Raw genomic sequence first — 26,851 nt, 5'->3', positions numbered from 1 at the left:
TTACAGAACATCGACAAATGTTCACGGCCCGTTCCGATTCGTCGGCGGGCGCATGAGGGCCTGGCGATGCTCACGCGCAAGCAGCACGAACTGTTGATGTTCATCCACGAACGGATTCAGGAGACGGGCGTCTCCCCCTCGTTCGACGAGATGAAGGAGGCGCTGGACCTGGCGTCCAAGTCGGGCATTCACCGGCTGATCACGGCGCTGGAGGAGCGCGGCTTCATTCGCCGCCTCGCCCACCGCGCCCGCGCCTTGGAAGTGACCAAACTGCCCGAGCAGGCCACCGCCGGCGCACCACGTGGCCGGGCCGGGTTCAAGCCCGACGTGATCGAAGGCGGCGGCGGCCGCGCCCTGGCGCCGCTTGCGGCCAATGACACCCGAGAGCTGCCGCTGATGGGCAAGATCGCCGCCGGCACGCCGATCGACGCCATAGAGCACGAGACGGCGCGCTATCCTGTTCCCGAATCCATGCTGGGCTCGGGCGAACATTATCTGCTTGAGATCGAAGGCGATTCGATGATCGAGGCGGGCATTCTGAACGGCGACATGGTGGTCATCAAATCGACCGACAACGCTTCCTCAGGCGAAATCGTGGTGGCGCTGGTCGAAGGCGAACATGCGACGCTGAAGCGGCTGCGCAAGAAGGGCGCGTCCATCGCGCTCGAGCCCGCCAACCGCAACTACGAAACAAAGATCTACGGCTCGGATCAGGTCGCCGTTCAAGGCAAACTGGTCGGCCTCATGCGCCGCTATCACTGACGTCCGGGTTCGGCTGGCGTGTCCAGGGGCGGTCGCCCCGCACGTCGGCCGTCCAGACGGCGCGCCAACGGTGTGGTTCGACCGCACTGTCACGCCATAACTCCACCGCACCGCCTCTAGCGAAATCAACGCCGTCGAGTAGCAGGCGATCCTTGCAGACGCTCGGGATCGACGTGACGACCGCACGCACGCTGATGACGGTGGCGGCGCCGCATAAGGCCTCCATCTGGTCCTGACTGGGAGCCTTGCGTCCCCACCAGATCGCTACAGGCCCTTGGTTAGCCTCTGGACGACAAGAAAAGCGCTCGCAAGCCCAGCCCGTCTCAGGCCGATCCGTCATGGTCAGGCCGCGCCGCCGCGACCACAGATCGACGGCGAATTCTCGTACGCCGGGCCTCACGACAACCGCCTCCTTTTCGCGATGAAATGCGGCGTTTGTTCCCCCGTCGCCGATCCACAGATCCGGCGTCGGTACGCGCGGCCAGAACAGCACGGCGGCCGCCAGCGGCAGGCCCAGCCACCTCAGTCGTCCCTGCCACAGACAGACGAACAGCACCCCCAGGAAAGCGATCGGCAGGACATAGTCCGGCGCGCTGGCCACCGTCCGCACCGCCCCCGGAAGCCCCGCCGTCCAGGTTCCGATCGCCAGCATCAGATCGACGCCCCATCCCGCAACCGCCAGGAAAGGCCCGCCTAGCCCCAGCGGCTCCAACGCCGCGCCGATGGCCAGGGCCGGCATCAGGATGAAGTCCGCGACTGGCGACGTGCCCAGGTTCGCCAACAGCCCGTACATTGCCGTGCGATTGAAATGCTGCATGGCGAACGGCCCTGTCGCCAGGCCCGCCACGACGCTGGCCGCCACGGCCGCCGTCAGCCAGCCGCCGAACCGCTGGATCGCCAGGATCGGCCACGGGGCGGAAATCTCTCGCGTCCGCTTGGGCCAGGCTTCGACCAGAGCGACCAAGGCTGCAGTCGCCGCGAAGGACATCTGAAAGCCCGGCGTGACGATGGCTTCGGGCTGGATGGCCAGAACGATGAAGGCTGCGACCGCCAGCCCGTGCATCGTCACCGCCTGCCGATCCAGCAGGATGGCCAGAAAGGCGATTGAGGCGGTGATGGCCGCCCGCTCGGCCGGCGGCGGCGCGCCCGACACCACCAGATAGACGCCGACCGCCGTCAGCCCGGCCACCGCCGCGACCTTCTTGCCGGGAACGCGCAGCGCCAGCCAAGGCCAAGCCGCCACGCCCAGCCGCACGGCGAAGAAGACGAAACCGCCGACGATAGCCATGTGCAGACCCGACACCGACAGGATGTGCGCCAAGCCGGAATCCCGCATCACGTCCATGTCTTCCTGGCTGATCCAGGTCTCGTGGCTGGTGGTCATGGCGGCGGCGATCCCGCCCGTTCTTTCGCCCAGGCGCGCCACGATCCGTTCCGCCAAGGCATAACGAGCGCCATTCACCGCCATCGCCAGCCTCAATCGCCAGGGTGCCGGCGCCAGATCGGCCGCGCGCGTCTCTCCCAATGCGAAGGCCACGCCGCCCATGCCCTGGAAGAAGGCGTTGCGGCCGAAATCATAGGCGCCGGGGCTGGCCGGCGCCGGTGGCGGATTGAGGATGCCGAACAGGCAGATCGCATCGCCGGGTCTTGGCGGCTCGCCCCGCACCGTCGCCCGCAACCGCACCGGGGTCTGCTCGGGTGTCAGCCCGCGTATCCAGACGGGCGCGATCACGATCCGCGCGCCCCTCTGGCCAGGACTGTCGACGTCCACGACCCAGGCCTCGATCACGGTGGGTTCGCTCAATGCCGGCGCGATCGGTGCTGCGATCATTTCGGTGCGGACCTTGGCGGCCGCCAAACCGCCAGCGACACAGGCCAGCATCAGCAGCGGCGAGGTCAGACGCCGCGCCCATCCCCGCCGCCTCGCCGCAATCCAGGCTGCAAAGGCGACGACGGCGCCCAGCAACAGCGGCCACAACGCCGGCTCGGAGCGCAGCGAAAAATAGACTGCGGCGCCGGCGCCGAATGCGACCGGCGCCCACAACCGCCATCGCAACGTCTGCGCCGCGACCTGGTCGTCCAACCAGGCGCGCAATCGCGCACCAGGGGTAGGCTTTGCCGCGTCGGAGCGTATAAGGGCCTCGCTTACGGACCCCTCCCCTATGACCTCACCTTCCTCGACTGTCGTCACCCGCTTCGCCCCCTCGCCGACAGGCTATCTGCATATCGGCGGAGCGAGAACCGCTTTGTTCAACTGGCTATACGCCAAGCGACACGCTGGGCGTTTCCTGATCCGCGTCGAAGATACCGACCGCGAACGTTCGACCGACGAGGCTGTCAAGGCCATCTTCGACGGCCTCAGCTGGCTGGAACTGTTCGCCGACGAAGAACCAGTCTTCCAGTTCAGCCGCGCCGACCGCCATCGGGAGGTGGTGGATCAACTGCTCGAAACCGGCCACGCCTATCGCGACTTCACCTCTGCCGAGGACACCGGCCGTCTGCGCGACGAGGCCAAGGCCGAGAAGCGCACCTTCGAATCCTTGTGGCGCGACCGCACACCCACGGTCGACGACCTTGCCCTGCCCCACGTCGTGCGCTTCCGCCGACCCAAGGCGACGACCGTCACCGTGGCCGACGAGGTCCAGGGATCGGTCATCTGGTCGACCGACGATCTGGACGACCTGGTCCTGCTGCGCTCGGACGGCGCGCCGACCTATAATCTCGCCGTCGTCGTGGACGATCACGACATGGGGGTGACCCATGTCATCCGAGGCGACGACCACCTGAACAACGCCGCCCGCCAGAGCCTGGTCTATGACGCTCTGGGCTGGACGCGTCCGATCTTCGCGCACATCCCGCTCATCCATGGTCCCGACGGAGCCAAGCTGTCAAAGCGCCATGGCGCCCAGGCGGTGCATGAATACGCCGAGATGGGCTATTTGCCCGAGGCGATGCGCAACTATCTGGCCCGCCTGGGCTGGGCGCATGGCGACGACGAACTGTTCAGCGACGCCCAGGCCGTAGAATGGTTCGACCTCGCCGGCATCGGCAAGGCCCCGGCCCGGCTGGACTTCGACAAGCTGGCCCACGTCAACGCCCACTGGCTGCGCCTTGCGGACGACGAACGTCTGTCCAAGCTGACGCTGGACGCACACCTTCAGCGCGGACACATTCTCGCCGAGGCGGACGAGACCCGGCTTCAACGCGCCATGCCCTTCGTCAAGGATCGCGCCAAGACGGTGCTAGACTTGGCTGAGCAGACGGCTTTCGTGCTGAAGACCCGGCCGCTGATCCTCGACGAAAAGGCCCAGACCCTGTTGTCGGGCGACACGCTGGAGCGCTTGGGCCGCCTGCGCGACCGGCTGGCGCTGTTCCAGTCCTGGGACGTTTTCGCGCTGGAGGCGGAACTCAAGGCCTTCGCCGAATCCGAGGGCGTCGGCTTCGGAAAAATCGGCCCGCCGATGCGTGCGGCCCTTACCGCTGGGTCAACATCACCTGATATTGCGCGAACTTTGTCGGCTCTTGGGCGCGACGAAAGTCTCGGGCGCTTGGATGATGCGCTGCAACAGACTAAGTGATCACCCACAAACCAAAAAGCGGCCGACGCCTCCCCGCGCCTGGACGTATGATGCAAAGGGGCATTCATGACTGAACAAGCCAAAACCGCCGGCTCGGCGACCCTGTCCTTCGAGGACAAGACCATCGAGTTGCCGGTCCTTTCGGGCTCCACCGGCCCGGACGTCATCGACATCCGCAAGCTCTATGCGGGAACGGGCGCCTTCACCTTCGATCCCGGCTTCACCTCCACGGCCGCTTGCGAATCGGCCCTGACCTATATCGACGGCGACGCCGGCGTGCTGCTGCACCGTGGCTATCCCATCGACCAGCTGGCGTCGAAATCGAACTTCGTCGAGGTCTGCCACCTGCTGCTGCACGGCGAACTGCCGACCGCCGCGCAGTACGAGAAGTTCGAGAACAGCATCACCACCCACACGATGCTGCACAGCCAGTTCGATCGCTTCTTCGAAGGCTTCCGCCGCGACGCCCACCCGATGGCGATCATGGTCGGCACCGTCGGCGCGCTCTCGGCCTTCTATCACGACAGCCTGGACATCCATGACCCGGTGCAACGCGACATCTCGGCCATCCGCCTGATCGCCAAGATGCCGACGATCGCGGCCCGCGCCTACAAATACCACATCGGTCAGCCGTTCGTGTCGCCGCGCAACGACCTGTCCTATGCCGAGAATTTCCTGCGCATGTGCTTCGCCGTGCCGGCCGAGGATTATCACGTCGATCCGGCCCTGGTGCGCGCCATGGACCGCATCTTCACCCTGCACGCCGACCACGAGCAGAACGCCTCGACCTCGACCGTGCGCCTCGCCGGTTCGTCGGGCGCCAATCCGTTCGCCTGTATCGCCGCCGGCATCGCTTGCCTGTGGGGCCCGTCGCACGGCGGCGCCAACGAAGAGGCGCTGACCATGCTGAAACAAATTGGCACCCCGGAAAACATCCCAGAGTTCATCCAGGGCGTGAAGGACCGCAAATACAAGCTGATGGGCTTCGGTCACCGGGTGTACAAGAACTACGATCCGCGCGCCAAGGTCATGCAGCAGTCGGCCTATGAAGTCCTGGCCGCGACGGGCCGCGAGAACGACCCGCTGTTCCTGGTCGCCAAGGAACTGGAAAAGGTCGCCCTGTCGGACGAATACTTCACCTCGCGCAAACTGTTCCCGAACGTCGACTTCTATTCGGGCATCACCCTGTCGGCGATGGGCTTCCCCACCACCATGTTCACCGTCCTGTTCGCCCTGGCCCGCACCGTGGGCTGGATTTCGCAGTGGCAGGAAATGATGGCCGATCCCTCGCAGAAGATTGGTCGCCCGCGTCAGCTCTATACGGGTCCGACCGAGCGCGACTACGTGCCGATCGAACAGCGCGGCTGATCCACGAAACTGAAATGAAGAACGCCGGGGAGCCATCCCCGGCGTTTTTCTTGGCCGTCAGACCAGCTTCAGATCGGCGAACCGCGCGGCCAGGTCATCCAGGTCGCGGTGCATGTGGGCCACGCCGATAGCGGCGGCGCCCAGAGCCATGTCGTCGCCCTCCACGGCCATGGACAGGGCCAGGCCCTGGTCGATCGGCCCCATTGGCTGTGCGGCCTTGCCTCGCGACAGGGCCTCCAGCTGCTCCACCGCACGCCCCGCATCCTGAGACCAGGGATCCAGCCGCGCGCCTGCCCCCTCGGCCTGAAAACCACGCCCCAGGATGACGATGTCGCTGCGCACCCGCCAGAAGGCGCGCGCCAAGGCGGCCCGGTCGGCGGTCTCACGCTGGGGTCCAGGCAGATCGATCACGTTCTTGGCCGCCTGACCCAGCGCATCCAGCCGTCGTTTCAGATCGGCATGGCGGCGGGTGATTTCGGACGCGTCCGCAGGATCGCCTTTGGATATCAGGCCCAGCAGCGCCGCCGCTTCCCCCGCCGCCTCGCGGGCCTGCAACTTGAACGACTGACGGGCGTGGCGTGGAAACAGCGCCAAGATGGCCATCACGCCGACGCCGCTGCCGACCAGGATTTCCATCACGCGGTCCAGCGCCAGCGAGGCGGGCCCTTCCGCTCCGGCCCCTCCGGCGATGACGATGGTCGCCGTCACAGGTGCGATCTTCAGCCAGGGCCGCCCGGCGCCCAGGAAGGCCAGAACCGCCGTGGACGCGGCGATGCTGAGCGCCATGCTCTCCATCCCCGGCGGCCGTAGGAAAGCGAAGATCGCACCGGCCAAAGCGCCGGTCACCGTCCCGATTGCCCGGTCGCGCGCGATGTTCAGGACCCCGCCCCTGACGCTGGCCTGAATCACCACAATGGCGGAGATCACGCTCCAATAGGGGTGCGGCAGATCCAGCCAGGTGGCGAGATAGAGCGCTGCCATGGCGCCGAACGCCATCTGAAGCGCGGCCCGGACTTCTGCGGCCCGTCGGGGACTGAGCGCTCTAGCCACCGTCAGATCCGCCGCATCCAGCGGTCCAATGCGGCGCTGACCAGGTCCGGCGCCTCGATCGGCGTCAGGTGACCACATCCCGGCGCGACGACCAGTTCGGCATCCCAGGCCAATTCCGCCATCTGGCGATGCACCGCCAGGGGCGTGATCGCGTCCACCTCCCCGCACAGGACCAGGATCGGCCGAGTGAAGGCGCGCAACACCGCGTCGCCGTCTTTCCGCGTCAAGGCATTCTGTCGCAGGAAGACCTCCAACCCCAGCCGTTGGGTCATGGCGCGCACACGTTCGGTCATCTCGGGGTCGGCAGCATGTGCGGGACTCAGATAGGCCCGCATCATCCGGTCGCCCATGCCAAGGAATCGTCCCGATGCCGAGGCCAGCCGGCTGAGCGTCTGCCGCTCCGTCGCCTTCTCGGGCGAATCGACCCGAATGGATGTGTCCATCAGGGCAAGCCGTTCGATCTGCTCGGGGGCCTGCCTCAGCATTTCCTGAGCGACATAGCCGCCCAACGAGAAGCCCGCGACGGAGAATCGGTCGGGTGCAATGGAGAACACCGCCGCCGCCAGGGCCGCCATGGTCTCGCCCTGCGTGATGTCGGCGACCCGGATGTCATAGGTCGGAGACAGGGCCGCCACCTGATCGCGCCACAGGTCTGCGTCGTTCAGCAGCCCCGGGATCAGAACCAGACAGGGCCGCTCCATGGTTCAGCCCGCCGTCCCGACCGTCGCCTTCGCAGCGATCACGCGCAGCACGGCATCGGCCGCCAGTTCCGACGGGTCCAGCCCGCCGCGCCCCATTAAATCCAGGGCCGCCGTCTGGCGTCGCGCCTGTTCGGTCGCCATAGCCGGATCAGTCAGCAACCGACCGACCGCCGCAGCCAGGATGGCCGGGGTGGCTTCATGCTGGATGAACTCAGGCGCGATCCGGTCGTCGGCGGCGACGTTGAACAGGGTGATGTGTTTCGCCGTCACCAACCGCTTCATCAACTGATAGCTCAACCCGTCGATCTTGTAGGCGATGACCATGGGGGCGCCGGCCAGGGCCAGTTCGGTGGAGACCGTGCCGCTGGTGGCCAGGGCGGCCGTCGCGGCGCGCATGGCATCGTACTTTTCGGCCTCGTCCACCAGATGCACCCGAAACGGCCAGGCGGCGACCCTTCCAGCCACATCCTTGGCCACCGTCCCGGCGGCGACAACGGCGAGTTCCAGCGTTGGATCGATGGCCTTCAACTTGCCGATCGCCGCCTCATAGACAGGCGTCATCCGCGTGATCTCGCTGGGGCGGCTGCCCGGAAGCACCAGCAGCAGTTTGGTGTCGGCGGCGATGCCGCGTCGCGCACGGAAGGCCGCACCGTCGGCATCCTCTACATCGACGTGCAGGGCGGAAGAGCCGACCACGGTCGTCGACAGCCCTTCCCGCTCGAACCATGGCGCGTCGAAGCTGTAGAGGGCCAGCAGATGATCCACCGCACCCGCCAGCGTCCTGGCCCGGCCCGGCCGTGACGCCCACACCTGCGGCCCGACGTATTTGATCAGAGGCACGTCCGGTCGCGCGGCGCGGATGGCCTTGGCGACACGGATCGTAAAGCCCCAACTGTCGATCAGGACCACGGCGTCAGGTCTTTCTCGTTCGGCCAGGGCCGCCGTCTCGGCGACGCGACGTTTGACCTTGCCATAAGCGCGCAAGCCCTCGATCCAGCCTAGGATCGACAGTTCGGCGATGTCGAACGGGCTGACGACACCCTCGGCCGCCATCCGTGGACCGCCGACGCCGACGAAGGTCACGTCCGCGCCTAGCCGCGTCTTCAGGGCCTTGGCGAGACCGGCGCCGAGCGCATCGCCCGAGGCCTCGGCCGCCACCAGCATGATCTTCAGCGAACGGCTCATCGCGCTTCGCCCCAGACAAACAGGCCCAAGCGGTCCGCCGCCGCGATGATGGCTGCGCGGTCGATCAGGATCAGGCGTCCCGCCACCCCCCCGATGCCCGCCAGGCCCGCCGCCGCAGCCATCTCGACCGTGCGTGGACCGATCACCGGCATGTCCACCCGCAGGTCCTGGATCGGCTTGGGCGCCTTGCCCAGCGCGCCCTTGCGGTCATTCGCAGAGCCGCGCAGATCGGCAGGTAACCCCGCGACCCGGCTCAGCATGGCGTCGGTCCCTTCCTGAGCCTCGACCGCCAGCACCAGGCCATCACACACGACCGCGCCCTGACCGATGTCCAGTTCACCCGATTTTTCAGCAACGTGCAGCGCTTTCTTCAGGTCAGCCAACTGTTTCTGCGTCGGCGACACGCCCCCCAACGAACCGGCGGCCAGCGTCTCTCCACCCAAGATATCGTCGGCGCCCTCGACGGCGAAGCCCTCGGCCTCGAACACCGACAGGATCTTGCGCAGCAGGGCGTCGTCGCCTTTGGTCGCCGCCGCCACGATGCCGGGCAACAGGGTCGCGCCCTTGAAATCTGGCTTCAGCGTCTTGAAATCGGGCCGATTGACGATGCCCGCCAGACAGACGGTCGTGCAGCTCTCGGTCTTCAGCGCCTTCAGGATGGCGCCGATCTGGGCCATGCCGAACTCGGCGCCCGGCCAGCGGATCAGGTGGGGATCGGCGAACCCGGCCAGTCGGATCAGGAAGACCGGCCGCCCCTCGACGTCGCACCGCGCCGCCACCGCCGCCGGCAGGTCGCCGCCGCCGGCGATCAGGCCCAGCTTGCCGGAACCGGTCATTCCGCGTTCGGCAGGCACAGCGGACGCCGCCCGCCGTCGCGGATGAAGGCGATGATCTCCATGATCTCGGGCAGATCGGCATAGGTTTGAGCCACGCCGTCGATCCGACCCGCGAACTCGCCCTGCCCCTCGAACAGGTCGCGATACGCCGCCAGAAGACGCCGCACCTGGTCCTTGTCATAGCCCTTGCGCTTCAGCCCGATCAGGTTCAGCCCGCGCAAACGCGCATGATTGCCCCAGGCCGAGCCATAGGGGATGACGTCGCGGGTCACGGCCGCCAGGCCGCCGATGATCGCCCCCTGCCCTACACGCCCATTTTGATGCACGGCGCACAGACCGCCCAGGAAGACTTTGTCCCCAACCTGAGCATGACCGCCCAGGGTGGCGTTGTTGGCCATGACCACATTGTTTCCGACCACGCAGTCGTGGCCGACGTGGGCGCCGGTCATGAACAGGTTGTTGGCGCCCACTACGGTCACGCCCGCGCCCTGTGGCGTGCCCCGGTTGAAGGTGCAGTGCTCGCGAATCAGGTTGTTCTCGCCGATCTCCAACCGCACCGGCTCGCCCTTGTAGCCGTTGTGCTGCGGATCGCCGCCGATGACCGTGAACGGGTGGATCACCGTCCCGGCGCCGACCGTCGTGTCCTGCTGAACCACCACATGGCTGACCAGACGCACGTTGTCGCCCAGCACCACGTTCGGTCCGACCGTGCACCAGGGCCCGACCTGAACCCCGTCAGCCAGGGTCGCCGTGGCGTCGATCAGGGCGGTCGGGTGGATGGTCATCAGGCCGCAGGCTCCGGCGCTGGAACGGGCACGGTCACGACCATGGCCATGAATTCGGCCTCAGCCGCCAGTTTCCCGTCGATGAAGGTCTCGCCCCGGAATTTGTAGGCGTCGCCGCGCGCCTTGATCACCTTGACCTCCATGCGCAACTGGTCGCCCGGCCGCGCCGGCTTGCGGAAACGCACGCCGTCGATCGACATGAACATGATGACCTTGTCGGCTACGGCCACGTCCAGCGTCTTGGACATCAGCAACGCACCGGTCTGGGCCATGGCCTCGACGATCAGGACGCCCGGCATGACGGGATCGATCGGGAAATGGCCCTGGAAGAAGGGCTCGTTGTGGGTGACGTTCTTGATGCCGACGATCGAGGTGCGCGGCACGAAGGCTTCGGCCTTGTCCACCAGCAGGAAGGGATAGCGGTGCGGCAGCCGCCGCATCACCTCGGCGTAATCGATCTTGCCGTCTTCGCTCATCCCTATGATTCCTTTGGTGCCTTCTTTGAAGAGGCCTGTTTGGCGAGCCAGATCGTCTCGCGCAAGAACTGTCGGATCGGACGCGCCGGATATCCGGACCAGGTTTCGCCCGCCGGAATGTCGGCCAGCACGCCCGCGCCGGCCGCGACCCGAGCGCCCTCGCCGATGGTGATGTGGTCGCCGATGCCCGCCTTGCCGCCGAAGATGACGTTGTCGCCGCTGGTGACTGAACCCGAAATACCGGTATTCGCAGCCATCAGATTGTTGCGCCCGATGACGCAGTTGTGGCCGACCATGACCAGATTATCGATCTTGGTGTTCTCACCGATGACCGTGTCGTCATAGGCGCCGCGGTCGATGCAGGAGTTGGCCCCGACCGTCACCCCGTCCTGCAGGATCACGCGACCCAACTGCGGAATGTCCATGGCGCCGGCGGCCGTGCCCGTCGCGCCGAAACCGGCCTCGCCAATGCGGGCGCCGGCATACAGCTTCACCCGATCGCCGATCAGGGCGAAGCCGACCGTGACGTTCGACCCGACGACGCAGTCCCGGCCGATCTGCACACCCGGCGCGATGACACTGCTGGCGCCGATGCGTGACCCACGCCCAATACGGACGCCCTTGCCCAGGATCGCGCCCGGTTCGACCACGACGCTGTCGTCCTCGGCCGCTTCGTCGCGCGTGATCGCCGCGTCGAGCGTGATGGGTCGATGCAGCAGAAGCGACGCCTTGGCCCAGGCGGCCTGAGGCGTTCGCGAGACGATTACGGCGGCCCCTTCAGGTGCCGCTTCGATAGCCTCGGCCGGCACTATGACGCAACCGGCCTTTGTCGCCGTCAGGGCCGAGGCGAACTTGCGGTCGCCCAGAAACGCGATCGCGCCCCCGTCCGCAGAGGACAAGGGCGCGACGGAGGCGATCATGCGATCCCCGCCCCGCGCGACCTCGCCGCCGATCTGTGCCGCCAGTTCGGCGACGCTGAGGGGCGACAGGGTTTCGAAGAAGCGAGGATCCGGCATCGGCGGCGGCTTAGTTGGCGGCCGCCGGTTGAGCTTGCGTCTGAGCCGGCACCGGAAGGCGGTTGAAGCTCAGGGTCGGCAGGGCGGTGTTCAGACGCTGGATAGCCATGTCGGTGACGTCCATGGCCGGGTTCATCATGAAGACGCTCTCACGGTCCAACAGCAGGCCGCAGCCCTTCTCTTGATACAGGGCGGTCAGGATCGGCGAGACGGCTTCGGTGATGGCCTGGCGCTGCATACCCAGGGTGTAGCGCAGTTCGTTTTCACGGGTGGATTCCAGCTGCTGAGCTTCCTGAGCGCGCTGTTGCAGAGCCTGACGGCGCTGTTGCAGTTGATCGGCCGGCAGGCTGGCGCCCGACGTTTGAAGCTGCTGGGCTTCGGTCTGAATCTGCGTGGCATAGGGTTGCAGTTCGCCCTGAACTTCCTGAGCCAGCTGCTGCATGCGGGCTTCGACCGCCTGACCGGCTGCCGATTGAGCCAGCAGACGCGCGTTGTAATAGACGCAGACGCCAGGGATGACCGGGCCGGGGTTGGCCGGCGCTGCGGCCTGCTGCGCCGAAGCGGCGGTGGCGATGAGCGAAGCGGCGGCGGTCGCCGCGATGATCAGAGCTTTCATAGGGTTTCCTCGTGCGGTCGAAAAAGCCGCGATTAGAACTGGGTGGAGGTCGAGAAGCGGAAGGATTCCGTCTTGTCGTAGTCTTCCTTGGACAGGACCTTAGAGATGTCGAAGCGGATCGGTCCCATCGGCGACTTCCAGTGAATGCTGATGCCCGCCGACGCCCGCAGCGACAGCTCATCGGCGATATTGGTGTTCTCGGTGCCTGTGGACGTCAGCTTGTATCGATCGTCCAGCACGCCCAGCGTGCCCACGTCTGCAAACAGCGAAGTCTTGATGCCGTACTGCTCAGGCAGATAGTTCGGCAGAGTCAATTCGACCGTGCCGATGGCGTAGAAGTTGCCGCCCAGTGCGTCAGTTGTGTTCAGGTCGCGAGGGCCCATACCGGCCGTCTCGAAACCACGGAAGCTGTTGCCGCCCTTGAAAAAGCGGTCGTTGATGCGGATCGGATCGCCGTTCCAGCCGCTGACGTAGCCCGTCGAACCTTGGACACTGACGATCCAGGCAGGTGTGAAGCCATAGTACCAGCTGGCGTCAGCCTCGGTCTTCACATAGTTCACATCGCCGCCCAGACCAGCAAGATCCTGTCGCAGTGAACCAGACCAACCCCGCGTCGGTCGAACCGGGTCATTGGTGTAGTTCACTTGCAGGGTGTAGCCGGCCGACGAGTTGATATAGCTGCCGACCTGGTCGCAGAGCGCCGAAGACCCTTGCCCTGCCCCCGCGCAGTAGCCGGATGGCACGATGATCTCGTCCGACTTGAGGAAGTAGCGGGTGCTGAGCAGCATGTTGCCGTTCAGCGGATAGGACAGGCGCAGGCCCGCGCCGGTCGAGCGATAGTCGTACGACGAATATTCGCTGAGATCGTAACGCGAGTGGAACACGTCGAAGCCCGCCCGAAGGTCACGGCCCAGGAACTTGGGCTCGGTGAAGCGGAAGTCCACCTGCTGGCGCAGCGAACCCCATTCCAAACGCGCAACTACGTTCTGGCCGCGCCCGCGGAAGTTCCGTTCCGAAATGCCCAGGTTGACGGTGAAGGAGTCGACCGAGCTGAAGCCTGCGCCGACGGACAGCTCGCCAGTCGGCTGTTCTTGGACGTTGACGTTGATGACCGACCGATCGGGCGCGCTGCCGCGTGTTTCCTCGACCGTCACGTCCTTGAAGAAGCCCAGCGCGCGCAGATTGTTGCGCGACCGCTCCATCAGGGCGCGATTGAAGGCGTCGCCTTCGGTCAACAGCAGTTCGCGACGGATGACCGGGTCGATGGTGCGGGTATTGCCCACCACATTGATGCGATCGATATAGACGCGCTGACCTTCGGACACGTTGAAGGTCACGTCGACCGTGTCCGTTTCGGGATTGGCCTTGTAGGTCGGATTGATCTCGACGAAGGCGTAGCCGGCCGAACCGGCGGCGAAAGTCAGAGCGTCGACCGCCTGCTCGATCTTGTCACTTTCATACAGGGCTCCCGAACGGATCGGGATGAGGCGCTGCAGGAAGTCCGCGTTCAGGCGGTCGTTCTGAGTGACGACCTTCACCTCTCCGAAGTTGTATTTGTCGCCCTCGTTCAGCGTCAGCGTCAATTGGAACGCCTGATCGTCGGGCTGAAGCTCGGCCACCGACGAGACGACGCGGAAATCATAGAAGCCGCGATTGGTGTAGAACTTCCGCAGTTGCTCCTGATCGTATTCCAGCCGGTTGGGGTCATAGTTGTCGTTGTTGGAGAAGAACTTCCACCAGGTGGATTTCTCGGTGACCATCACGCCGCGCACGTCGCGATCCGAGAAGGCCTCGTTGCCCAGGACGTTGATCGCGCTGATGCCGGTTTGCGGGCCTTCGTTGATCTCGAAGATCACATCGACGCGGTTTTGTTCCAGTTGGACCAGCTTGGGCGTTACCGTCGCGGATATGCGGCCCTGCAGGCGATACAGTTCGATGATGGCGCCGACATCTTCCTGAACCTTGGCGCGGGTATAGATGCCGCGCGGCGACAGGGTGACTTCCTTGGTCAGCTTGTCCTGCGAAAGCGCCTTGTTTCCCTCGAACACCACCTGATTGATGATGGGGTTCTCGACGATCTGGACGATCAGGTCGCCGTTCTGGATGCCCAGTTGTACATCGGCGAACAGGCCGGTGCGCGACAGGGTGCGAACGGCGACGTCCAGCACGGAGGCGTCCACCGCGTCGCCGGGCCGGATCGGCAGATAGGACAGCACCGTGGTCTGATCGATCCGCTGCGCGCCCTGCACGATGATGCGGTTGATCGTGATGGTCTGAGGCGCCGCGATAACGATGCGCGGCTCGGCGCCGGCGACGGCGGCGGGCGCTTGCGGCGTCGCGGTCTGAGCAGGATCAGGAGCCGGTAGAGCGGGCGCGGGCGCAGTCTGGGCCAGGGCAGGCGCGCTCAGCCCGGCGGCGACCGCCAGAGCCAGCAGGCTTGAACGGGCGCTCAGTCTAACAGCGGCGCGAGAGGTCATGTCGTTCATTCGGTAAACCATCGGGGGCTGGCGTCGGCTCACGAGACGAGCCCGCCGAGGAATTGGAAGAGGTTGAGCTTCTGTAGGTCGTTCCACGTCGCGAACAACATAAATCCCGCCAAAAGCGCAAGGCCTGCACGATAGCCCATCTCCTGGAACCGCGCCGACACAGGCTGCCTTGCCACAGCTTCGTAGCCGTAGAAAAGCAAGTGCCCTCCGTCGAGGATCGGGATGGGAAGCAGATTTAGAAAGCCGATTCCGATCGAAAGTATGGCGGCCAAGGTTGTCAGGGTCAGGATCAGGTTGATTGCAATGGCGCCGGGGGCCGGATTGGCCTCGACCGCGGCCGTCGTCAACGACCCTGTCGCCTTGGCGATCCCCAGCGGTCCGCTGAACTGATCGCCGGACTCGCGACCGGTCACCAACCGCCCGAGATAGGTCAGGGTCGAGCCGATCACGTCGCCGGTCTGGCGCACGCCCTCGACCACGGCGCCGACCGGGCCATAGCGGACATGGCGCACATCGCCCGCCGACGACCCAAGGCTCAGACCGATGCGGCCGACCTTGACCCGTCCGGCGATGGGGTCGTTCTCTTCGCGGCGTTCGGGCGTCGCGACCAGTTCGACGGGCCGCCCGGCGCGCTCGACGGTGAAGCGGACGGGATCGCCGGTGGACAGCATGACGGTACGCGTCACCGCGCTGCCGTCCTTGATGGCCTTGCCGTTCACGTCGGTGATCAAGTCGTTGATCTGGAAGCCGGCGGCGGCGGCGGGTGATCCCGCCTGAACCTGAGCGACCCGAGCGGGGCGCAACGAAACGCCGATCGCCATGAAGACGACCGCAAAGATGGTGATGGCCAGGATGAAGTTGGCGATCGGCCCGGCCGCGACGATCAGCGCGCGCTGCCACACCGGCTTGAAATGGAAATAGTCGCGCTCGGCGCCCGGCCCGCGCTCGGCGACCACACGCTGGCGCAGTTCATCCAACCCTGCCCTATCCGGCACGCTGGAGGCGTCGAGATCGCCCGAGAACTTCACATAACCCCCCAGCGGCAGCCAACCCAGCCGCCATTCGATGCCGTGGCGGTCGGTGCGGCTGAACACGGCCTTGCCGAAGCCGACCGCGAAACGATCCACCTTCACGCCAAAGGCGCGCGCGACGAAGAAGTGACCCAGTTCATGGATGGTGACGATGAACGTCAGCACCAGCAGGAACGAAGCGATTGAGATCAGGACCTGACCCAGGACGCCCAGCATTCGAAAATCGTCTCCCCTGGCCTGATATCAGGCCGCGTTCGCAAGACAGGCGATGACGGACCCGGCCATTCGACGCGTCTCGGCATCGACCGAAAGGGCCGCGCCGCAGGCGTCTCCAGAGCCGAAAGCCATCCCCGCTTTCGTCGCACGCTCAAGCGTTTCGGCGACGACTGCGGCAATATTGAGAAAGGCCAGCTTGCGGTCAAGAAATGCAAAGGCCGCGACCTCGTTGGCGGCGTTGAACACGGCGGGCGTCGCGCCCCCTGCCTTCAAGGCCTGGCGGGCCAGATCAAGCGCTGGAAACCGCTCCAGATCGGGCGCTTCGAACGTCAACCGGCCCAGGGCCGCAAGGTCCAGCTTGGGCGCGGGCCAAGCGATCCGGTCAGGCCAGGCCAGGGCGCATGCGATGGGCGTGCGCATGTCCGGCGGCCCCATCTGAGCCAGCGTCGAACCATCCACATATTCCACAAGGCTGTGGATGATCAATTCGGGGTGCACCACCACGTCGATTCGCTCCTGCGGCATATCGAACAGATAGGCCGCCTCGATCATCTCCAGGCCCTTGTTGGCCATGGTGGCGCTATCGACCGAAATCTTGGCCCCCATGCTCCAGTTCGGATGCGCGACCGCCTGTTCGGGCGTGATTCCGATCATCTGCTCGCGCAGCGTTTGCCGAAAAGGTCCGCCCGATGCCGTCAGGATCAGCCTGGCCACCCGCTCAGGCGCATCGGCCGGAAAGACCTGGAAGATGGCGGAGTGCTCGGAATCGACCGGGATCAGCCGCCCCCCTGCCCGCTTGACCCGTTCGATCAGCGCCGGCCCGCAGCAGACCAGGCTTTCCTTGTTGGCCAGCGCCAGGGTCGCGCCTGTCCCGGCCGCCGCCCAAGCCGACTTCAGCCCCGCCGCACCGACGATGGCGGCCATGATCCAATCGGCTGGCCGTGTCGCCGCCTCGACGATGGCGGCATCGCCCGAAGCGACGTCGATGTCTGTGCCGGACAAGGCGTCGCGCAGTTCGCTCAAACGCGCCGGGTCGGCCGTGACAGCGAGTTTCGGTCGCCAGCGTCGCGCCTGTTCCGCCAGCTTGGCGATGTTCGCCCCGCCGGTCAGCGCCTCGACCTCGAATGCGCCAGTGCCCGTGGCTTCGGCCTGATCCATCAGGTCCAGCGTCGAGACGCCCACGGACCCCGTCGATCCCAGCACCGTGACACGCCGCCGGATCACGCCCCCCGCTCCAGCAGCACGACGATCAGCCGCCCCGCCGCCACGACGACGACGGCGAACATCAAGCCGTCGACCCGGTCCAGCAATCCGCCATGACCGGGGATGGTGTTGCCTGCATCCTTGACCCCGAACCGCCGCTTCAACGCCGATTCCCACAGGTCGCCGGCCATCGTCGCCAGCGCCGCCGCCAGACCCAGCACAGCGCCCCACACGACGGTCAGGGCGCCCATCTCCAGCCAGGCGGTCATGATCGCGCCCGCGATAGCGCCTGCGACGATCCCGCCGATGAAGCCGGACCATGTCTTGTTGGGCGAAAAACGCGGCCACAGCTTTGGTCCGCCGAAGGTCGATCCGGCCAGATACGCCAGGATGTCCGCTGACCAGGCCACGGCGAAGACCAGCACCGTCCAGTGAAGGCCGACGACGCTGTCCACGTCGCGCAACCAGATCAGCAGGACAGACGGCCAGCCGAGGTAGAGGACGCCGTAAGCCGCATCCAATGCCTCCTGCCCGCGACTGCGCGCATAGACGCCGGCAGCGACCGCGCCGAACACCAGCATGATGAAGGCCACGGACATGGCGCCGAAATGCGCGCTGATCACCGCCGCCACGACGCCGAAGCTGACTGCCCCGCCCATCACCCGGCGGGCGTGCGGCGCACTCATGCCCGCCCACTCGAAGGCCAGAACGACGCTGGCGACGATCATCAACGCCAGGAACCAGACGTCGCCGGCCCATGTTGCAGCCACGGCGGCGGGCGCCAGCACGACGGCGGAGGCGGCCCTGAGAGCGATGTCGCGACCCTTGACCGCCATCAGGCCGTCGCGCGCTCAGTCGCGACCACGCGGCCGCCATAGCGACGGTCGCGTTGAACGAAGGTCGAGATCGCCTCGGTCAGCGCCTTGGGGCCATAGTCCGGCCACAGGATGTCCTGGAACACCAGTTCGGCGTAGGCGGCCTCCCAGAGCAGGAAGTTGGACAGCCTTTGCTCGCCGGACGTGCGGACGATCAAGTCCAGCGGCGGCGCCCCGGCCGTCGCCAGCCCCGCAGTCAGGGTATCCTCGCTGATCGGCTCGACGGTTTCACCCGCCAGCATCCGCTCCATATGCCGACGGGCGGCGTCCACCAGATCGGCCCGGCCGCCATAGTTGAAGGCGACCTGCAGCAGGAAGCGGTCGTTATGCGCCGTCTGGGCCTCGGCCTTTTCGATGATGGCGGCGATGTCGGCAGGCAGACCTTCGCGACGCCCTAATATCTTCAGCCGAACGCCGGCCTTGGCCAGGCGCGCCAGGTCGCTGGCGACATAGGTCCGAACCAGCCCCATCAGGTCCGACACCTCGTCCTCGGGCCGGCTCCAATTCTCGGTCGAGAAGCCGAACACGGTCAGGCATTCGATGCCCAGATCGGGCGCCGCCTGGATCGTGCGTTTCAGCGCCTGCACGCCTTCGCGATGGCCTAGGGCGCGCGGCAGGCCCCGCGCCTTCGCCCAGCGGCCGTTGCCGTCCATGATGATGGCGACATGACGCGGCCCATCGGGACCCCGTCCTTGTGGGCGTTGGCCAGAAGGCGCGGCGCTGTCTGCCGTCATCTGTCGTGCGATCCCTTCAGGGCCAAGCCGTTTCGCCTCAGACCTGCATGATCTCTTGTTCCTTGGTCTTCAAGGCCTCGTCGATGCGCTTGATGGCCGCGTCGGTTTCCTTCTGGACCTCGGTCTCCATCTTCTTCTGCTCGTCCTGGCTGATCTCGCCGGCCTTCTCGGCCTTCTTCAGATCATCATTGGCGTCGCGACGGACGTTTCGGACCGAGATCTTCTGTTGCTCGGTGTATTTGCCGGCCAGCTTGACCAGATCCTTGCGGCGTTCCTCGGTCAGCGGCGGCACGGGGATACGCAGCGTCTGGCCATCGACGATGGGGTTCAGGCCCAGGTTGGCGTTGCGGATCGCCTTTTCGACCGCGACGACCATGCCCTTGTCCCAGACGTTGACGCTGATCATGCGCGGCTCGGGCACGCTGATGGCGGCGACGGCGCTCAGCGGCGAGGCCGAGCCATAGGCCTCGACCCGCACGGGCTCCAGCAGGCCGGCGTTGGCGCGTCCGGTCCGCAGGCCGCTGAACTCTTCCTTCAGGGCGGTGACCGACCGCTCCATGCGGTCGCGATAGGTCTTCAGTTCAGGCTTTGCCATGGTCTTGGTCTCTCTTGTCTTTCCTGGTCACGCAGACGTTCAAGCGACGTCCTGAATGACCGTGAACGTACCTTGGCCGGTCAGGGTCCGGCGCAGCGAGTTGTCTTCCCGAATGGAGAAGACCACGATCGGTATGCCCGTGTCGCGCATCATGGCGATGGCCGACGCATCCATGACCCGCAGATCCTTGGCCAGAACATCCTGGTAGGTCAGGGTCTCGTAGCGGGTGGCGGTCGGATCCTTCTTGGGGTCGGCGGTATAGACGCCGTCGACGCTGGTGCCCTTCAGCAAGGCGTCACAGCCCATTTCGGCGGCGCGCAGGGCGGCGCCCGAGTCTGTCGTGAAGAACGGCGCTCCGACGCCGGCGGCGAAGATAACCACCCGTCCCTTTTCCAGATGACGCAGGGCGCGGCGGCGGATGTAGGGTTCGGCGATGGCCGCCATCGGAATGGCGCTCTGGACGCGGGTCGAGACGCCGATCTTCTCCAGAGCCGACTGCATCGCCAAGGCGTTCATGATGGTGGCCAGCATGCCCATATAGTCGGCCTGGGCGCGTTCCATGCCCGCCGCCGCCTTGGACAGGCCGCGGAAGATGTTGCCGCCGCCGATGACCAGGCAGATCTCGACGCCCTCGGCCGCCACGTCCGCGACTGACTTGGCCACCGCATCGACGGTGTTCATGTCCACGCCGAACGATTGATCCCCCATCAGCACCTCGCCGGAAACCTTCAGCAGGACGCGTTTGTAGCGGAAGGTCGAGGTGGCGTCGGGCATGCGGGAAGGTCCGTTTGACTGCGGCGCCATTGAATCAGGCGACTTCTTATAGACGAAGGGCGCGCCGGCCATCAAAGCCGAACGCGCCCCTCTGATACAAAACCCTCACGAATGAGGGGAAGACTTATTAGTTGCCGCCCATCATGGAGGCGACTTCCGACGCGAAGTCGGGGCCTTCGACCTTCTCGACGCCTTCACCCAGCGCCAGGCGGACGAAGCCAGCCAGGTGCAGGTTGGAGGAGCCCAGTTCCTTGGCCGAGTTGGCGACCAGCTGTTCGATGGTCACGTCCGGGTCCATGACGAACGGCTGCTTAGACAGCACCACGTCCTTCTGGAACTTGTTGATCTGACCTTCCACGATCTTGGCGATCATGGCTTCCGGGCGACCTTCTTCCTTGGCTTTTTCGGTCAGGACGGTGCGTTCCTTCTCGATGGCGGCGGGGTCCAGGTCGTCGGTGTTCAGCGACAGCGGAGCGGTTGCTGCGACGTGCATGGCGATCTTGCGGCCTAGTTCGCGCAGGGCGGTCTTGTCGCCCTCGCCTTCCAGGGCGACCAGCACGCCGATACGGCCCACGCCCGGCGAAACCGCGTTGTGGACGTAGGTCGAGACGACGCCTTCCGACACCGACAGGCGGGCGGCGCGGCGCAGTTGCATGTTCTCGCCGATGGTGGCGATCATGTTGGTCACTTCGTCCTGGACCGTCTTGCCGGCTTCCAGTTCGGCGCCGTGCAGGGCGTCGACCGTGTGGTGGTCAAGACCCAGTTGGGCGAACGACTTGGCGGCGTTCTGGAACAGTTCGTTGCGAGCGACGAAGTCGGTTTCGGCGTTGAATTCGATGGCGGCGGCGACTTCGCCCTTGCCGTCTTCCTTCGACGCCACGGCGACCAGGCCTTCAGCGGCGACGCGGTCGGCCTTCTTGGCGGCCTTGGACAGGCCCTTGGCGCGCAGCCAGTCGATCGCTGCTTCGATGTTGCCGTCGTTTTCGACCAGCGCCTTCTTGCAGTCCATCATGCCGACGCCCGAACGCTCGCGAAGTTCCTTCACGAGGGCGGCAGTGATCTCGGCCATGTTCTTCTCCTTGGGGGATTTCGTATGTGGGAACGGCCGGACTGACTTAGCCCGGCCGTGTGTCAGTTCGTCAGGCGGCGCTCACAAGCGCGAACACCGCCCTGCAGGCGATCAGCCCGTGGCCTTCTCGGTTTCAACGGCGTCGTTCGCTTCAGAAGTGGCGGCTTGCGCGGCTTCGTCGGCGACAGCCGGTTCAGCGGGAGCCGGTTCAGCAGCGGCTTCCAGTTCGGCGGCGACCGATTCCGTACCGGCCGGCGCGGCGTCGGCTTCGACCGGGGTCGAAGCTTCACGCAGCATCGGCTCTTCCGGATTGATCGCAGCGCCCAGGTCCACGCCCGAGGCCGAAGCGCCGGCGGCCAGACCGTCCAGGACGGCGTCGGCGATCAGGTCGCAATAGGTCTGGATGGCGCGGGCGGCGTCGTCGTTGCCGGGGACCGGATAGGTGATGCCGTCCGGGTCCGAGTTGGTGTCCAAGATGGCGATGATCGGGATGTTCAGCTTGCGGGCTTCCTGGATCGCGATCGCTTCCTTGTTGGTGTCGATCACGAACATGATGTCCGGGATCGAACCCATGTCCTTGATGCCGCCCAACGACAGTTCCAGCTTGTCCTTCTCGCGCTGCAGGTTCAGCAGCTCCTTCTTGACGCGACCGTCGCCACCGTTCTCGAGGATGACTTCCAGCTCACGCAGGCGAGCGATCGAGCCCGAGACGGTGCGCCAGTTGGTCAGCGTGCCGCCGAGCCAACGGTTGTTCATGTAGTACTGGGCGCAGCGCTTGGCCGCTTCGGCGACCGGCTCGGCGGCCTGACGCTTGGTGCCGACGAACAGGACGCGACCGCCCTTGGCGGCGACGTCACGCACGGCCACCAGAGCCTGGTGGAACAGGGGCATCGTCTGCGACAGGTCGATGATGTGGATGTTCGAGCGCGAGCCGAAGATATAGCGGTCCATCTTCGGGTTCCAGCGGTGCGTCTGGTGGCCGAAGTGAGCGCCTGCTTCAAGCAGGGTGCGCATCGAGAATTCAGGCAGAGCCATGATCGTTCAGTCCTTTTTCCGATCAAACGTGGCGCGGGGGATTAAAGGTCGAACGACCCTCGGAATGGTGCGTATCGGGATTTCTCCCCGACTCGCGCCTCACCCGCGTTGCGAAATGCGGGGGCCGTTTAGGCCGAATGGGCCGCAATAGCAAGCGCCACCCCTCTGAACGCAAGAAGGCGGCCCCTTCCGGGACCGCCTTCGACCTCGGCGACCTTCACCTTAGTTCATCGCGTCCAGCAAAGCCTGGGCCCGGTCGCGGTGCATGGTCACGGGCGCGACCAATTCACGAGCCAGCGTAGCCAAGGCGGGCGCCTCGGTGTTGTCCGAGAAGCCGTTCAATAGAGTAAGCGTCTCGTTATGGGCGGCCACCTGCTGGGTCAGATAGACCTTGTCGAAGTCACCCGGCGTTGCGGCGTTCAGATTGTCGATCATGCCCTTGCGACGCTCATCCAAGGTCGTCGGAACGGCGACGTTGGGCGCTGCGGTCGCTTGTGCGGCGGCAAGCTTCTCGCCGGCGGCTGTGTGATCCTTGGTGATCATGGCGGCCAGCGCCTTGACGTCGGCATTGGCCGATTTGGCTTCGGCCACCTTGGCGGCTTCCAGCTCATACATGTTGCCGGTTCCCAGGCCCGTTACGAAACCATCCACGGTATTGGCGCCCATGGTCATGGCGGAGGTCTGGCCGACGACGCCGGAAGTGGCGTCTTGCGTGGCATTGACGGCCTCATTGGTGTTCTGGCCGGCGCTGTCTCCACCCTGGTTGCAGGCGGCGAGGAGAGCGAGTGAAGCGACGCTGGCGATGGCGAGGTATTTCATTGGAACAGTCTCCCTTATGGACTCCCAAAACTCATCACGCCGCCGTGAGGTTCCGACATATCAATAGCTTGACCATAATTGGACAGTCGCAGCCTAGGCGTCTTCCAGCATCACCACGCCCGGCGCCGACTTCAGCGCACCGCGCAAGGCCCCGTCCAGGCGATAGCGACCCGGAAGCTTCAGCTCGACCTCCTGTCGGCCGTCCAGCGAGGCGATCAGGGAGATTTCACCGCCCTTGCCGATCGCGCCTGACCGGGCCCTTTCCAGTCGTGCCTTCAGGGCTTCGGCATCGGCGCTGCGAGCCGAGACATGGATGCGCAGGCCGATGTTGGCGTCGTCCAGCAGGTTGTCCATGCGTGACGCATCGTCGCCGAAGAAGCGCACTTCCCCTTCCGACGACTTGGCGCGCACCCGCACCATGACCGAGGCGCCGGGCTCCAGCACCTCACGACATTTGCGCAGTTGTTCGGGCGGGAACAGGCATTCGAACTCGCCCGTCGGGTCCGAGAAGGTGACGAAGGCGAACTTCTCGCCCGTCCGCGCGCTGGCCCGCTCCTGCTTGCGGCGCACGACGCCCGCCATCTGGAAAGCCTCATGCCCGGATTCCGCCAGAGGAATGGCCTCGGCGACGAAGGTGACGCGCTTGCGCCTCAGGGCCGAGGTCATGTCGTCCAGAGGGTGGCCGGACAGATAGAAGCCGACGGCCGACAGTTCGTGATCAAGTCGTTCCGGTCCGACCCAAGGTTCGACCGTCTTCAGCCGCGGCCGGCCGACGTGGGCCTGGTCACCGCCGAACAGGCTGACCTGGGACGAGGCGCGTTCGGCCGCGACGCTCTGGCAATAGGCCATCAGAACATCGGCCTGTTCCAGCAACTGACGCCGATTGGGGTGGATGCTGTCGAATGCGCCGGCCTTGGCGAGACCTTCCAGCGCACGCTTGTTGACGCTGCGCGGATCCACGCGCTCCAGGAAGTCGAAGATGTCGGCGAAACGCCCGCCCGTCTCGCGCACCTCGATGACGTGTTTCATCGCCTCCAGGCCCACATTGCGGATCGCGCCCAGAGCGTAGAGCACCGCACCCTTGTCGTCGTCCCAGGCCACGTCGAAGTCGGCCGACGACCGGTTGATGTCGGGCGAAAGCACCGGGACCTCGAACCGTCGCGCGTCCTGATAGAAGACCGCCAGCTTGTCGGTGTTCGAGAGGTCCAGGCTCATGGACGCGGCGAAGAACTCGACCGGCTGGTTGGCCTTCAACCACCCCGTCTGGAACGAGATCAGCGCATAGGCGGCGGCGTGCGACTTGTTGAAGCCATAGCCGGCGAACTTGGCGACCAGGTCGAAGATGAAGCCGGACTGGGTCTCGGGGACGGTCTTTTCCAGCGCGCCCTTGACGAAGCGAAGGCGCTGGAAATCCATCTCCTCCTTCTTCTTCTTGCCCATGGCCCGACGCAGCAGGTCGGCCTCGCCCAGGCTGTAGCCCGCCAGGATCTGGGCGATCTTCATCACCTGTTCCTGGTAGATGATGACGCCGTAGGTCTCGGTCAGCACCTCCTTCAGACTGGGGTGCAGATAATCGACCTCGGCCCGACCGAACTTGCGGTCGATATAGGTGTCGATCATCTCCATCGGGCCCGGCCGATAGAGGGAGATAAGGGCGGTGATCTCCTCAATGGAGCCGCAACGCATCTTGCGCAGCGTGTCGCGCATACCTTGGGATTCCAGCTGGAACACGCCGACCGTCTGGCCCGAGGCCATCAGCTCATAGGTGCGGGCGTCATCCAGCGGCAGCAGGTTCCAGTCCTGCGCCGCGCCGCGCCGCTCAAGATAGGCGCGCGCCCGATCCAGGACGGTCAGGGTCTTCAGACCGAGGAAGTCGAACTTCACCAGACCCGCCGGCTCGACCCATTTCATGTTGAACTGGGACGCCGGGATGGTGGAGCGCGGATCCTGATACAGCGGCACCAGCTCGGTCAGCGGCCGGTCGCCGATGACGATGCCTGCGGCGTGGGTCGAGGCGTTGCGATACAGCCCCTCCAGCTCCAACGCCGTTTCCAGCAGGGTGCGAACCGCCGGCTCGGCGTCCCTCGCCTCTTTCAGGCGCGGTTCCAGTTCGATGGCCTGGGCCAGGGTTACGGGCGCAGCCGGGTTGTTCGGCACCATCTTGCAGAGCCGGTCCACCTGACCCAACGGCATCTGAAGCACACGACCGACATCGCGCAGCACGGCCCGCGCCTGCAGGGTGCCGAATGTGATGATCTGGGCCACCCGGTCCTTGCCGTAGCGGTCCTGGACGTAGTCGATCACCTCTTCGCGTCGCTCCTGGCAGAAGTCGATGTCGAAGTCGGGCATGGAGACCCGCTCGGGATTCAGGAAGCGTTCGAACAGCAGGCCGAACCGCAAGGGATCCAGGTCGGTTATGGTCAGCGACCACGCCACCAGCGAACCCGCCCCGGACCCCCGCCCCGGGCCCACGGGAATGCCGTGGGTCTTGGCCCATTTGATGAAGTCCGACACGATCAGGAAGTAGCCGGGGAACCCCATCTGCTGGATGATCCCGACCTCCCATTCCAGACGGGTCCAGTATTCCGCTTCCGGGACGGCGGGCGTGATCTCGGTCAGGCGGACCTTAAGGCCTTCGCGCGCCTGGTGGGCCAGTTCGTCCGGTTCGGACCGCCCCGCCCCGGCGTCGAAACGCGGCAGGATCGGCGCGTGCGTCTCGACCAGGAAGGCGCAGCGGCGCGCGATGTCGATGGTGTTGTCGCAGGCCTCGGGCAGGTCGGCGAACAGTTCGCGCATGACGGCGGCGGGCTTGAACCAGTGCTGGCCCGTGATGCGGCGGCGATCCTCCTGGCCGGTGAAGGCGCCGTCGGCGATGCACAGCAGGGCGTCATGCGACTTCGTCTGGGCGGCCTTGGCGTAATAGACGTCGTTGGTGGCGACCAAGGGCGTATCGTTGGCGTAGGCCCATTCGACCAGGCCCGGCTCTGCGCGCTTCTCGTCATCCAGGCCGTGACGTTGAAGCTCGACATAGAATCGGTCGCCGAAGGCGGCCTTCATGGTCGCCAGGGTCGCGGCGCCTTCGGCCTTGTTGCCTTGGGCGAAGAGCGGGTCGACCGGGCCGTCCGGGCCGCCGGACAGCAGGATCAGCCCTTCGGAACGCGCGACGACCTGTTCCCAGGATACGCCCGGCTCAGCCATCTCACCCGCATCCAGATAGGCCGAAGACGACAGAGCGCACAGGTTCAGCCATCCGGCGGTATTCTGAGCCAGCAACACCACGGTCGGGACCTTGGCCCAGCGGGCCTTGATCTGGCCGCCGATCCCGAAGACCGGCAGGGCGCAGGCGACGAGAGGCTGGACGCCCGCCTCCTTGGCCGTCTGGCTAAACTCCAGCGCGCCGAACAGATTGGCCCTATCCGCGACCCCGACCGCCGGCATGCCCGCATCGGCGGCCAGCTTGCCGACCTTGGCGGCCTTGATCGCGCCTTCGAGCAGCGAATAGGCCGAGCGAACCCGCAGATGGACGAAACCCTGAATGTTCACCGGCTCGCTCACACCTTCTCCGACCGCCTGCCCACTCATTTGCGGCCTAGTCCGCCCTGACTCCCATATCGGGCGGCGATCAACCATCGCAAACCTGC

Annotated in this window: 23 protein-coding genes; 3 read left to right on the top strand and 20 right to left on the bottom strand. The window is 65.7% G+C overall.

Features of this window, described 5'->3' with window-relative positions:
• The first annotated feature begins 66 nt into the window (after nt 1-66).
• Nucleotides 67-762 carry a transcriptional repressor LexA gene (gene lexA / locus ACZZZD_RS02540; RefSeq protein ID WP_159851186.1) on the top strand — a complete coding sequence of 232 codons (696 nt, stop codon included), beginning with the start codon at nt 67-69 and terminating at the stop codon, nt 760-762.
• Here lexA and ACZZZD_RS02535 read toward each other — a convergent pair.
• Nucleotides 743-2,857 carry a ComEC/Rec2 family competence protein gene (locus ACZZZD_RS02535; RefSeq protein ID WP_463432364.1) on the bottom strand — a complete coding sequence of 705 codons (2,115 nt, stop codon included), beginning with the start codon at nt 2,855-2,857 and terminating at the stop codon, nt 743-745. The two genes, lexA and ACZZZD_RS02535, sit on opposite strands and share 20 nt — an antisense overlap.
• Before the next feature lie 67 nt (nt 2,858-2,924).
• Between ACZZZD_RS02535 and gltX the strand changes: the two genes are divergently transcribed.
• Complete coding sequence (gene gltX, locus ACZZZD_RS02530; RefSeq protein WP_463432362.1) at nt 2,925-4,340, top strand: glutamate--tRNA ligase; 1,416 nt, start codon at nt 2,925-2,927, stop codon at nt 4,338-4,340.
• A 66-nt stretch (nt 4,341-4,406) separates the two neighbouring features.
• Entirely contained in the window at nt 4,407-5,708 is a 1,302-nt protein-coding gene (gene gltA / locus ACZZZD_RS02525) for a citrate synthase (RefSeq protein WP_159851180.1), read from the top strand.
• A gap of 57 nt (nt 5,709-5,765) precedes the next feature.
• Here gltA and ACZZZD_RS02520 read toward each other — a convergent pair whose 3' ends face one another.
• The 19 genes from ACZZZD_RS02520 to dnaE form a co-directional block, all read right to left on the bottom strand.
• Complete coding sequence (locus tag ACZZZD_RS02520) at nt 5,766-6,758, bottom strand: FUSC family protein (protein WP_463432360.1); 993 nt, start codon at nt 6,756-6,758, stop codon at nt 5,766-5,768.
• A 2-nt stretch (nt 6,759-6,760) separates the two neighbouring features.
• Nucleotides 6,761-7,459, bottom strand: coding sequence for an alpha/beta fold hydrolase (locus ACZZZD_RS02515; RefSeq protein ID WP_463432358.1), 699 nt, complete (start codon nt 7,457-7,459; stop codon nt 6,761-6,763).
• Between the two features lie 3 nt (nt 7,460-7,462).
• Nucleotides 7,463-8,644, bottom strand: coding sequence for a lipid-A-disaccharide synthase (lpxB, locus tag ACZZZD_RS02510; RefSeq protein ID WP_463432356.1), 1,182 nt, complete (start codon nt 8,642-8,644; stop codon nt 7,463-7,465).
• Entirely contained in the window at nt 8,641-9,480 is an 840-nt protein-coding gene (gene lpxI, locus ACZZZD_RS02505) for a UDP-2,3-diacylglucosamine diphosphatase (protein WP_463432354.1), read from the bottom strand. The genes lpxB and lpxI overlap by 4 nt, the downstream gene beginning before the upstream one ends.
• Nucleotides 9,477-10,265, bottom strand: coding sequence for an acyl-ACP--UDP-N-acetylglucosamine O-acyltransferase (gene lpxA, locus ACZZZD_RS02500; protein WP_463432352.1), 789 nt, complete (start codon nt 10,263-10,265; stop codon nt 9,477-9,479). The genes lpxI and lpxA overlap by 4 nt, the downstream gene beginning before the upstream one ends.
• Nucleotides 10,265-10,741 (bottom strand): 3-hydroxyacyl-ACP dehydratase FabZ, encoded by a 477-nt coding sequence (fabZ, locus tag ACZZZD_RS02495; RefSeq protein WP_463432350.1) that lies wholly within the window; start codon nt 10,739-10,741, stop codon nt 10,265-10,267. The genes lpxA and fabZ overlap by 1 nt, the downstream gene beginning before the upstream one ends.
• Before the next feature lie 2 nt (nt 10,742-10,743).
• Entirely contained in the window at nt 10,744-11,757 is a 1,014-nt protein-coding gene (gene lpxD / locus ACZZZD_RS02490) for a UDP-3-O-(3-hydroxymyristoyl)glucosamine N-acyltransferase (protein WP_463432348.1), read from the bottom strand.
• A gap of 10 nt (nt 11,758-11,767) precedes the next feature.
• Nucleotides 11,768-12,373: an OmpH/Skp family outer membrane protein gene (locus ACZZZD_RS02485; RefSeq protein WP_463432346.1), complete on the bottom strand. Its 606-nt coding sequence runs from the start codon at nt 12,371-12,373 to the stop codon at nt 11,768-11,770.
• Nucleotides 12,374-12,405: 32 nt separating this feature from the next.
• The gene (gene bamA / locus ACZZZD_RS02480; RefSeq protein WP_463432344.1) at nt 12,406-14,859 is read right to left on the bottom strand and encodes an outer membrane protein assembly factor BamA; all 2,454 of its coding nucleotides are present in this window, start codon (nt 14,857-14,859) and stop codon (nt 12,406-12,408) included.
• Between the two features lie 29 nt (nt 14,860-14,888).
• On the bottom strand, nt 14,889-16,106 hold the full coding sequence (locus ACZZZD_RS02475; RefSeq protein ID WP_463432342.1) for a M50 family metallopeptidase: 1,218 nt from the start codon (nt 16,104-16,106) through the stop codon (nt 14,889-14,891).
• Between the two features lie 27 nt (nt 16,107-16,133).
• Nucleotides 16,134-17,330 carry a 1-deoxy-D-xylulose-5-phosphate reductoisomerase gene (gene dxr, locus ACZZZD_RS02470; RefSeq protein ID WP_463432340.1) on the bottom strand — a complete coding sequence of 399 codons (1,197 nt, stop codon included), beginning with the start codon at nt 17,328-17,330 and terminating at the stop codon, nt 16,134-16,136.
• Nucleotides 17,327-18,145 carry a phosphatidate cytidylyltransferase gene (locus tag ACZZZD_RS02465; RefSeq protein ID WP_463432338.1) on the bottom strand — a complete coding sequence of 273 codons (819 nt, stop codon included), beginning with the start codon at nt 18,143-18,145 and terminating at the stop codon, nt 17,327-17,329. Before ACZZZD_RS02465 ends, dxr begins: the two co-directional genes overlap by 4 nt.
• On the bottom strand, nt 18,145-18,918 hold the full coding sequence (gene uppS / locus ACZZZD_RS02460; protein ID WP_463432336.1) for a polyprenyl diphosphate synthase: 774 nt from the start codon (nt 18,916-18,918) through the stop codon (nt 18,145-18,147). Before uppS ends, ACZZZD_RS02465 begins: the two co-directional genes overlap by 1 nt.
• Nucleotides 18,919-18,955: 37 nt before the next feature.
• The gene (frr, locus tag ACZZZD_RS02455; RefSeq protein WP_135195906.1) at nt 18,956-19,513 is read right to left on the bottom strand and encodes a ribosome recycling factor; all 558 of its coding nucleotides are present in this window, start codon (nt 19,511-19,513) and stop codon (nt 18,956-18,958) included.
• A 39-nt stretch (nt 19,514-19,552) separates the two neighbouring features.
• The gene (pyrH, locus tag ACZZZD_RS02450) at nt 19,553-20,287 is read right to left on the bottom strand and encodes a UMP kinase (RefSeq protein WP_159851155.1); all 735 of its coding nucleotides are present in this window, start codon (nt 20,285-20,287) and stop codon (nt 19,553-19,555) included.
• A 127-nt stretch (nt 20,288-20,414) separates the two neighbouring features.
• Nucleotides 20,415-21,356 (bottom strand): translation elongation factor Ts, encoded by a 942-nt coding sequence (tsf, locus tag ACZZZD_RS02445; protein ID WP_463432333.1) that lies wholly within the window; start codon nt 21,354-21,356, stop codon nt 20,415-20,417.
• 111 nt (nt 21,357-21,467) lie between these two features.
• On the bottom strand, nt 21,468-22,391 hold the full coding sequence (gene rpsB, locus ACZZZD_RS02440; protein WP_463432331.1) for a 30S ribosomal protein S2: 924 nt from the start codon (nt 22,389-22,391) through the stop codon (nt 21,468-21,470).
• A gap of 222 nt (nt 22,392-22,613) precedes the next feature.
• The gene (locus ACZZZD_RS02435; protein WP_463432329.1) at nt 22,614-23,210 is read right to left on the bottom strand and encodes a DUF4142 domain-containing protein; all 597 of its coding nucleotides are present in this window, start codon (nt 23,208-23,210) and stop codon (nt 22,614-22,616) included.
• Between the two features lie 93 nt (nt 23,211-23,303).
• Nucleotides 23,304-26,792 (bottom strand): DNA polymerase III subunit alpha, encoded by a 3,489-nt coding sequence (gene dnaE, locus ACZZZD_RS02430; protein ID WP_463432327.1) that lies wholly within the window; start codon nt 26,790-26,792, stop codon nt 23,304-23,306.
• Between the last annotated feature and the right edge of the window lie 59 nt (nt 26,793-26,851).

The sequence above is a fragment of the Brevundimonas sp. AC546 genome, from assembly GCF_979258305.1.
This window is presented reverse-complemented; position numbering and strand designations above follow the sequence as displayed.